Origin of the sequence: Epilithonimonas mollis (genome assembly GCF_900142325.1) — a bacterium.
GTDB lineage: Bacteria > Bacteroidota > Bacteroidia > Flavobacteriales > Weeksellaceae > Epilithonimonas > Epilithonimonas mollis.
Genome location: NZ_FRAM01000006.1, coordinates 51,509 through 61,256 on the forward strand (window position 1 = coordinate 51,509; position 9,748 = coordinate 61,256).

General features: G+C 35.6%; 6 protein-coding genes. 3 read left to right on the forward strand and 3 right to left on the reverse strand.

All coding sequences use genetic code 11. From position 1 onward, the window contains the following. Positions 1-11: 11 nt before the first annotated feature. Together BUA97_RS16570 and dinB are read right to left on the reverse strand one after the other, a co-directional pair. Positions 12-3,065, reverse strand: coding sequence for a DNA polymerase III subunit alpha (locus tag BUA97_RS16570; RefSeq protein ID WP_073000504.1), 3,054 nt, complete (start codon positions 3,063-3,065; stop codon positions 12-14). Between the two features lie 8 nt (positions 3,066-3,073). Then, positions 3,074-4,213: a DNA polymerase IV gene (dinB, locus tag BUA97_RS16575; protein WP_073000507.1), complete on the reverse strand. Its 1,140-nt coding sequence runs from the start codon at positions 4,211-4,213 to the stop codon at positions 3,074-3,076. A 61-nt stretch (positions 4,214-4,274) separates the two neighbouring features. Between dinB and BUA97_RS16580 the strand changes: the two genes are divergently transcribed. Continuing rightward, positions 4,275-5,045 (forward strand): XRE family transcriptional regulator, encoded by a 771-nt coding sequence (locus tag BUA97_RS16580; RefSeq protein WP_073000510.1) that lies wholly within the window; start codon positions 4,275-4,277, stop codon positions 5,043-5,045. A 268-nt stretch (positions 5,046-5,313) separates the two neighbouring features. Here BUA97_RS16580 and BUA97_RS16585 read toward each other — a convergent pair whose 3' ends face one another. Beyond that, the gene (locus BUA97_RS16585; RefSeq protein ID WP_175546229.1) at positions 5,314-7,161 is read right to left on the reverse strand and encodes a T9SS type A sorting domain-containing protein; all 1,848 of its coding nucleotides are present in this window, start codon (positions 7,159-7,161) and stop codon (positions 5,314-5,316) included. 937 nt (positions 7,162-8,098) lie between these two features. Between BUA97_RS16585 and BUA97_RS16590 the strand changes: the two genes are divergently transcribed. Then, positions 8,099-9,190 (forward strand): hypothetical protein, encoded by a 1,092-nt coding sequence (locus BUA97_RS16590; RefSeq protein ID WP_073000516.1) that lies wholly within the window; start codon positions 8,099-8,101, stop codon positions 9,188-9,190. Positions 9,191-9,213: 23 nt separating this feature from the next. Beyond that, positions 9,214-9,582 (forward strand): hypothetical protein, encoded by a 369-nt coding sequence (locus BUA97_RS16595; RefSeq protein WP_084081383.1) that lies wholly within the window; start codon positions 9,214-9,216, stop codon positions 9,580-9,582. The last annotated feature ends 166 nt before the right edge of the window (positions 9,583-9,748 follow it).

The window sequence follows — 9,748 nt, forward strand, 5'->3', positions numbered from 1 at the left end:
ATTTAATACTTTCAAATCATCCGATTCCTGGGCAATCCAATTTCCTGTTCCTGTGGGTATGGTTTTCTCTGTGTCATACTGACATCTTCTTTTATTTTTTGATAAGCTTCGTATGATTTGTCTTTATCGAGCGCATATCTTGGATCAGGAATAAATGGCATTTTCTGCATTTTCAATATTGTAATTGTAGGAAAATGAAAATCTACTTCTACAGTACCAAAAAGAAGATAACACCCTCCTCCCTGAAATGGATACTTACTAAGATTATCTGGAAAATGAGCTGTGTCAAAATATTCCCCTTCATTATCGATCCAAGTTCCAAAGAACATCGTTCCTTTTTTAGTAGGTACGTGTTTTCTTGAAATAAGATAAGCCAGCATTTTGACTTCTTTTTTGTGGTATTTGGTTAAATCTTTTGCCATTACGTTTCCTCTGTACTTGGTTTGCAAAAGATCAAATGGACTTACGGAAACAGGAAAACCTAAAATTTCTATTTCATCAAACGCATCTTCATAGGGATGACGTGCAACTTCTGGTAATTTATATTCTTTTTTAGGCTCATCAAGTAGAGTTAAATGTTTATAATTTTGTTTTTCGCCTGCAAGCAAAAATCTGGCTTCTATTAAAAGTTCGTGTTTTGGTTTTCCTGTAAATCTAAAAGCTCCGATGAATATCAAAGTTTGCAGTGTTTCAATTCCAATAGAAACTCTTTTGACAAAGTTTTCCAATGATGCATAATCTCCATTAGCTTTTCTTTCTTCAGGAATTAAAGCTGCTGTTTTACTATCTAAACTTTCTACGTGCATTAATCCCAGATAGACATCTTTCCCATAAACTGTGGTTTTATATTCACCCTTGTTTACACAAGGATTTAGAATCTTAGCTCCAGACATTCTGGCTTCGTGAATATAGACCTCAGTCCTGTAAAAACCACCGCCATTATTAATGGCAGACACCATAAACTCGATGGGATAATTGACTTTTAAATATAAGCTTTGATAACTCTCTACAGCGTAAGATGCTGAATGCGCTTTACAAAATGAGTATCCTGCAAAGGATTCAATTTGTCGATAAACCTCTTTTGATAGCTGTTCAGGATGTCCAAGCTTTTTACAGGATTCAAAGAAATGATCCTTAACTTTCTGTAAAGCTGATAGTGAACGACCTTTGCCACTCATAGCACGCCTCAGGACATCGCCATCCGATGCTGCTAATCCACCAAAATGTAGTGCAATTTTAATGACGTCTTCCTGATAGACCATAATGCCATAAGTTTCTCCTAATTCCTTTTTAAAAACCTCGTGAAAATATTCGAACTTATCTGGATTGTTGTGTCTAAAGATATACTCACGCATCATTCCGCTTTGTGCTACACCTGGTCTGATAATAGACGAAGCTGCAACCAAAACTTTATAATTATCACATTTTAACCTTCTCAGCAATCCACGCATGGCAGGGCTTTCTATGTAAAAGCAACCAATCGTTTTACCTCTGCTTAAATACTCATTGCATTTTGCTTCATCTTTTGAAATTGACGTATCTCTAATGTTAATAGTTACACCTCGCTTTTCTTCGATGAGCTTAACCGTATCATTGATTGTTCCTAATCCACGTTGGGATAGAATATCAAATTTTTCAAAGCCAATTTCTTCAGCAACATGCATATCAAACTGGACAATCGGAAATCCTTTGGGTGGCATTTCCAAAGCGGTAAAATTGGTAATCGGCTCTTCTGAAATAATAATTCCACAGGCGTGCATACTTCTTTGATTCGGGAATTTTTCCAAAAGTTTTCCGTACTTGTGAACCATAGCCGAAACCGAATTTATATCGTACGCCTCTATAGGTTTTGTCGCCAGTTCGTCCAGTTCTTCTTTTGGCAGACCAAATACTTTTCCGACTTCCCTGAATATTGACCGGTATTTAAACTCAACATTAGTCCCACAAAAAGCCACATGATCTTTTCCGTATTTATCAAAAATATACTGCAAAATGGTGTCTCTGTCCTGCCAGCTCCAATCTAAATCAAAATCAGGCGGTGTTTTCCGATTAAGGTTAAGAAACCTTTCAAAATATAGGTCAAGTTCTAAAGGACAAATATCAGTGATACCAAGGCAATAGGCAATAATACTGTTTGCTCCGCTTCCTCGTCCAACGTGCATAAATCCCATTCGGTTACTGTACTTAACAATATCCCAGGTAATCAGAAAATAACCTGAGAAATTAAGCATATCAATGACTTTTAACTCTTTTTCTACTCGTTGAATGGCTAAACGGTTGCAGTCAGGATAACGCTTTTTTAACCCTTCATAGGCGAGCTTTGTCAAAAGCTCAAAATCACTTTCCTTACTGCCTGTAAAAAACTTTTTATTCTTCGGTGTTGAGTAATCAAATTCAAAATGGCATTGTTCCAAAATCCATTCTGTATTTTTAATGATCTGAGGATATGCCTTGAATTTATTTAATAATTCTGCCGGCTGAATAAATACCTCTGAATCTTTACAATAATCGTTTGGTTTTAACTTTGACCCGAGTGTATTAAGGTCAATGGCTCTTAAAATCTTATGCAGATTATAATCCGTCTTGGTTTTAACCGTAACTGGCTGTAAAATGATCATTTTCGGAATATATACTTTCAATTCTGATTTTACCAAAAGATTCAACTCTTCAGGTCGGATTCCTATATATTCATTACGATTGAGTTTTTCAGGAAAATCACTAAGCGGATAAATAACCGTTACATCAGAAAATAAAGGATGGTATTTTTGAAGTTCTTTACCATCACAATTATGTTCTGTCAGAAGTTTGTTGATCTCGCCGATGCCTTTATTGCCTTTGGCAAGACAGATGTATAACATTTCGTTTTCTTCCCTGATTTCTACACCAACAACCGATTTAATATTGCATGCTTTACAAAGCTTGTGAAATTCATAAATGCCTGTAATCGTATTGATATCTGTTAAAGCCAATACGCCAACATTCAGTTCAACCGCCTGCTTAATCAATTCCTGCACGGATATAGTCCCATAGCGTAAACTATGGTATGAGTGACAATTTAAAAACATAATTACTTTTATAATAAGCCAGATGCTCTTCCTACACTTGTGCTTCCAAACCTTAATTTCAGTTGATCCATTGTTTGATAGAGACTGATTAATTCTTCGGTGTCTTCAAACAAATTCATCTGATGACAGCCGTGTACCAATCCTGTGAACTTAATACCAATCAAACGGATTCTCATTCTTCGGGAATATAGTTTGTCGAATAAATCTAAAACATACTTGAGCAATGTGTGGTCAGCAGATGTGTAAGGTATTCTGCATTGTTTGGTTTCCGTATCAAAGTTGGAATATCTTATTTTAACCACTACAACTGAAGTCAGCCATTTTTCACTTCTCAGCTGAAATGACAATTGTTCAACCATCCCAGATAAAATACTTTTGATGCTTCGAATATCAATCGTGTCCTGAGAAAAGGTATTTTCTGATGATATAGACTTTCTTTCGGAATAAGGAATAACTGGTGTTTCATCTATGCCATTAGCTTTCTTCCAAAGTTCAGTACCATTTTTTCCAATTAGCTGATGTAACACATCAACAGGTGTTTCTGATAGGGTCTGGATTGTTCGCACCCCGAGCCTTGAAAGCAATTGAAATGTCACATTCCCTACCATTGGAATTTTTTTGATGGACAATGGATTCAGAAAAGGTTTAATATTCTGTGGGGGGATTTCTAATCTTCCTGTAGGTTTGGATTCACCAGTTCCAATCTTAGAAACGGTTTTATTCATGGATAATGCAAAACTGATCGGTAATCCTGTATTTTTTGTGACAGCACCTGCAATTTCGTTTGCCCATTTATAGCATCCGAAAAATTTATCCATTCCTGAAAGGTCAATGTAAAATTCATCTATACTTGCCTTTTCCAACACAGGTACTTTTTCCTGTATGATCTCTGTAACCGTATGCGACATATTGGAATAATATTCCATATCGCCTTTGATGACTTTTGCATCAGGACATAATCTCAAAGCCATTTTAATAGGCATTGCACTTCTGACCCCAAAATATCGTGATTCATAGGAACAGGAAGCCACGACACCCCTGTCACCACCACCGATAATGACAGGAATACCATCCAAGCTGGAATTTTTCAGCCTCTCACAAGAGACAAAAAATGTATCCAGATCCATATGAACTATTGATTTTTCCACGCATCAAAATTATTACGTTTTGTAGCAATATTTTGTATATTTGTTGCTATAAATTATAGCAATGTCAATTTTATCAGAAAACATCAGGTATTTAAGAAGTAAGCGTAATCTGTCACAACAGAAAGTTGCGGATGATTTATCAATTACCAGAGGCAGGTATGGTAAGTACGAAGACGGAGCAACAGAGCCACCCCTTGAGATCTTGCTTAAAATTTCCAAGTATTACAATGTCAGTATCGATTTGCTATTGACTGTCAATGTCAGTAAATACTCCATCAATGAGATTATGGAGCTACCAGACAATAGGATTGTTTTGCCCATTAGGGTTGATAATGACGGCAATGATCAAATTGAGATCATTCCACAAAAGGCTTCAATGGGCTATTTAAATGGTTATGGCGATCCCGAATATATAGAAAGCCTAGATATCATATCCTTACCCTTCTTAAAAGGCGGGAAATTCAGAGCGTTTCCAGCTGGTGGTGATTCAATGCCTCCCTATCAAGATGGAACTTACATTGTAGGAAAATATGTAGAAAATCTTTCAGATTTGAAAACAGATAAAACTTATGTTTTCATAACAACTAATGACGGCATCAGCTATAAAAGATTCCAGTTTCATGAAGCAGATGCAATTTGGGTTAAGGCAGATAATAGCTTTTATGAGCCTTATAAAATTCCATTAGCAGAAATCAAAGAGATTTGGGAGTTTGCTTGTAGCATTAATACAAAAGAATATGAGCCTGATAAATTTTCTGAACGTAATATACAAGATTTTATGTCAGAGATTAAGAGTGATATTAAACAGATTAAAAAAAGAATTGAAGAATAGTTATGGGTAGAATTATTTTAATTCTGTCCATCGTTTGAGAGCACCAATATCTTTACACATACTAATAAAATTATGTATTACAGTATTGCTCTTGTATATATTTTCGTTTGAAAAATTTTCAATTAATACTAGTTTTTCAAAAATACTTACAAAAGTTGATTTTTTGTCACATATCTAAACCAATTGATTTTTGTTATAAAGAAGAGCTCGGATAAAAATCCGAGCTCTATTTTTTACTTATTCCCTTATTATGTAGAGTTTGATATAATTAATTTTTAATAAATTTAATTGTTTCAGTTCCGTTTTCTGTTATAATATTAACCAGATAAGTGCCTTGAATTAGATTGTGAACATTTACTTGTTTTTCTCCATTCAGATTTTTCTCGAAAATCTTTTTACCGTCTATCGAAACAACAACAATCTTATTAATTTTAATTTCACTATTGAAATTCAAAGTTTCTCTAACAGGATTTGGATAAATTTTTACCGTTGATATCTTACTATTCATAACATTTAATGTTTCATTGAAAGCTTTTACGGCTAATGATTCTGATGATTCACACCCATCCACTGTTTGAGTGGCATAATAAGTTGTATCATTAACAATCATTGTGGTTAATGGTAGCGCTCCTGTATGGTTAGATGCATTATTTTGTGTAGCATACCATTTAATATTTTGACCGGTAACGACTAATACGCTTAAAGTATTGCCCGCTTCGAAGCTTTGAACAGAAGCACCGGTCGGTGCTTGAGTTGTACTTACTAATAATGTAGCACTGTTAGATGTCACGCTTGGTGAGCAATTCCCTGTAGCGACTACACGGTATTGATATCCATTAAGTCCGGCAGTTGCGCCTGTAATCGATAGAGTAGCAGTTGTAGCACCAGAATAAATGCTGTTATTGCTGATGTTTGTAAATCCTGATCCTTCGTTCACCTGCCATTGGTAAGCAGTTGCATTGCTTGCAGTCGCAGAGAATATTGTGTTTGCTCCTGCACAAATTGTGCTTGCAGAAGGTTGAGATGTGATTGCAGGTGCAGCATTCACTGTCAATGTAGCACTGCTAGATGTCACGCTTGGTGAGCAATTTCCTGTAGCGACTACACGGTATTGATATCCATTAAGTCCGGCAGTTGCGCCTGTAATCGATAGAGTAGCAGTTGTAGCACCAGAATAAACGCTGTTATTGCTGATGTTTGTAAACCCTGATCCTTCATTCACCTGCCATTGGTAAGCAGTTGCATTGCTTGCAGTCGCAGAGAATATTGTGTTTGCTCCTGCACAAATTGTGCTTGCAGAAGGTTGAGATGTGATTGCAGGTGCTGTACAAGAGCTGTAATAAGTTATTCCTGTTGGAACATTTATTTGTGTTGTTGTATCAGTTGATTTGACTGCTATCCAATTATTTCTGTTCAATATTGCCGCTTTTAATGCTGCTAGTGAACTAAAAGGTGCTCCATTCCCGTTAAATTGCCCTCTTGTGTAGTTCTGAATATCTGTCTGAGGCGCAGTTGGCTTGTAAAATCCAATCCAAAAAGTACTGTCAGAATCTAAACCTGGCGGCATATTAGAGGAACTCGTACTTTGTGAACAGCTGCTTCCTGCTCCTAGGTTATCCCAACCTGAGTCCGTAGTATAAACTGCATAATATCCATTTGGACAATAATTCCAATGAAATCCGCCTACCATAGTTACTCCAGATGCTGAAGGAACTCCCAAACCACCTTGGAAAATTATAATTTGATCTCCTGATGGATGCGACAGAGATAATCCTGAAGGATTACTACCGGACACAGAAGTTACTGTTCCCTTATTAACACCGTTAACTTTTGCCGTCAAGCTTTGTATAACTATTTCCGTTCCTGCAGTTATAGTTTCACTTCCCAATGACCATGCGATAGATCCTTCAGTGCCTCCATTTGCGGCTTGCCAGCTGTTACCTCCAAAAAAACCTCTGTCGGTAAAATAAATTATGGTATTGGGTTGTAGGTCTTTGAGTGAGACAAATGAAAATTTATCGTCAACTACAGTTTTTGTAGCGTCAAACGAGGTAATCAAAATGTCACCGGCAGATAAAACGGTCTGTGATTTTAGGAAATTTACTGTAGATAACATTATAAGAAAGAGCATTTTATGTGTCTTGAATTTCAGTCTCATAGGATATTTGACCCTTATCTTAGTATCAAAAGTTGCGATTAATAGTTTTAGGCTATCAAACAATTTGTGGTAGAGATTTCTCATGATTATAAAGATTTTAGAATTATGTTACTAGTTGATGTTTTCAAGTTTCGGATTTTTTGCAAACTTAACTAAAATTGAGATATTATTTTTTATATAATAAAAAAAAAATATTATGTGATTATTTTCTATAGAAAATGTAGTAATAAATTATATAAATGGTAATCTATAATTATATAATTATAATTCTTACTCACTTGTTGTTTTGAATAATAAAAACTTTTGATTTTGATTATGGAATTAATAAATTTTAAGTGGAATCAGTCAATTTTTCACCAAGTTAATTCTGTAGAAATTTCGAAGTAGTTTTTTAATTGGTCAATAAAATGTTAGTTGAGTTATCATCCGATATGCTTATTTTTTTTGCAGTTTCACAAATTTTATGATTACAAAATTAACTACTATCTAAAAGTCTGCTTAAATTTTAATCACTTTTAGTTATACTATTGTTCAAAAATTCGCACCTATTTCTTTTTGCTTCACTGATTTTACCTGAAAGCTTTGATTTAGCCGGTTTTTCCTTTTTTCAAATATTTGAAATCTTCTGATTGCAAGATGTGTCTTTGTATATACAAACTTTTCAAGTTGTACATACAAAAACGATCTTGCCTTTTTTGCAAAAAGGGGGGAAAGACTTCGGAACTCGCCTTTTGTTGTTCTATAATCTGGTATAATATTCCAAATTGTTCTTTTTTAATCTTTACAGATTTCAGACTAATCGGAAGCGTCTTTAAATAGCCCAAGTCCCTTCAATGCTATTGTTTTGTGAGATTTGATGTTTCAACTTTGCAACAGAAATTAAAACAATCAGCAGATGAAAACAATTACTTATTTATTTATGTTTCTCCTGTCAATGTACACCCACGGTCAGGTCGGAATCAATACAGAAACTCCGGAAGCCACTTTGGAGGTGGTGGGAAAACCAAACGATGTAAGCCATTTTGATGGCATCATACCACCGCGCATAACGGGTGATCAGTTAGCTCTGAAATTTTACTCGAATTCAAAAAAAGGTACGATTGTATTTGTCACTCAACCTCCTCTTAATCTGACGGAACAAGTTGTCAATATTACTGAAGCAGGACCATATTTCTTTGACGGAAAAATGTGGAATAAATTGAAAGTAAGTCAAGACCTGAATTCTGTGGCAGTAAGGGGAAATAAATCCTCTGTGAAAATTATTCTTAAAGATCGTCTCTGTCTGGACTTTGACCAAAACGAGAACTATGTTCTTGGGAATTCTAATGGTTTAATAACGGGGACGTACAATTCCATCATTGGTACAGATTCTAACATAACTTCAGGAAAGGGAAATGCGGCGATAGCATATGCTATGTCACAAAGTGAAGTCAAAGGTAAACTAAATTTTGGAGCAGGCGTATCTGCATTGAACGGCACTGCCAGTCTGCCAATTTCGGGAAACAGGAATATTGGAATTGGGGCTGGTGCTATGTCTTATATAACGTCCGGAAATGACAATATAGCAATAGGATATTTGTCTGGTACAGGAAATAGGACGGGTTCCAATAATATTTTTATTGGAATAGGAGCCGGAAGTCCCGCAGTAGGGGACAGGAGTGTCAATAATAAACTGGCAATACATTCAACCCCCGTAACAACAAGCTCATCCAGCTTTTGGGATAGTATAACCAACAATTATACTGATTACAAATTTGCTTTGATATCGGGGGATTTTTCTGAAAGATGGTTAAATATTAATGGCAGATTAAGTGTTACACCTTCCCAAATGCCAAATGCAGATGGTGACACATCATATATAAAAAAAGTTGTGGCTAAGGAAGACGGATCTTTTGGATTTGCTAAAGAAATTATTCCACCACCACCAATTAACGGCACTTATGTCTTAAAGAGCGTCAATGGAACTGTAAGCTGGAGTATGCAATAATCTGGATTAATTTTCTTTATCAAATGCTGGAAGAAAATTTCAATATTGAATCTGCAGTAATCTTTTTCAGAATAAAGTCCAAAATAAAAAAAGATTGGAAAAAAATATGCAATGAAAAAAATATCTCATTGACCAGGCTGATCATCGATTCTGTGGAGAACAGGCTTATGGATGACGAAAGAAGAAAGGTTCTTGAATTCATTGAAAAGCAGGACAACATCTTTGTAAAGATCGAAACCAATGTCAATCAGTTGGCAAAAGTGGTTAATGGACAGAAGTTTATCTCGGAAAGTCAATTAGAACTATTTTCCAAACAACTATCAGAAATAGCATCGTTGAAAGCCCGGCAGAACAAAATATTTGAGAACATTTACGCACTACTTTCAAAATGATCGTCAAGCTCATGAGACCGGCTGGAGCTAACTTTCCCGGAGTAGAGTACAATGATAAGAAGATAGACAAAGGAAAGGGAGAATTGACGCTGATGAAGAATTTTCCGTCATTCATTACTGAAAATAGCAATAAGCAGCAGGTCAGAGATTATCTGAAAGCGATATC

Bases quoted from the DNA above. Each gene is read 5' to 3' on its own strand.
- BUA97_RS16590 (WP_073000516.1), top strand. From the start codon at position 8,099: ATGAAAACAATTACTTATTTATTTATGTTTCTCCTGTCAATGTACACC.
- BUA97_RS16570 (WP_073000504.1), bottom strand. From the start codon at position 3,065: ATGTTTTTAAATTGTCACTCATACCATAGTTTACGCTATGGGACTATA.
- BUA97_RS16580 (WP_073000510.1), top strand. From the start codon at position 4,275: ATGTCAATTTTATCAGAAAACATCAGGTATTTAAGAAGTAAGCGTAAT.
- BUA97_RS16595 (WP_084081383.1), top strand. From the start codon at position 9,214: ATGCTGGAAGAAAATTTCAATATTGAATCTGCAGTAATCTTTTTCAGA.
- BUA97_RS16585 (WP_175546229.1), bottom strand. From the start codon at position 7,161: ATGTTATCTACAGTAAATTTCCTAAAATCACAGACCGTTTTATCTGCC.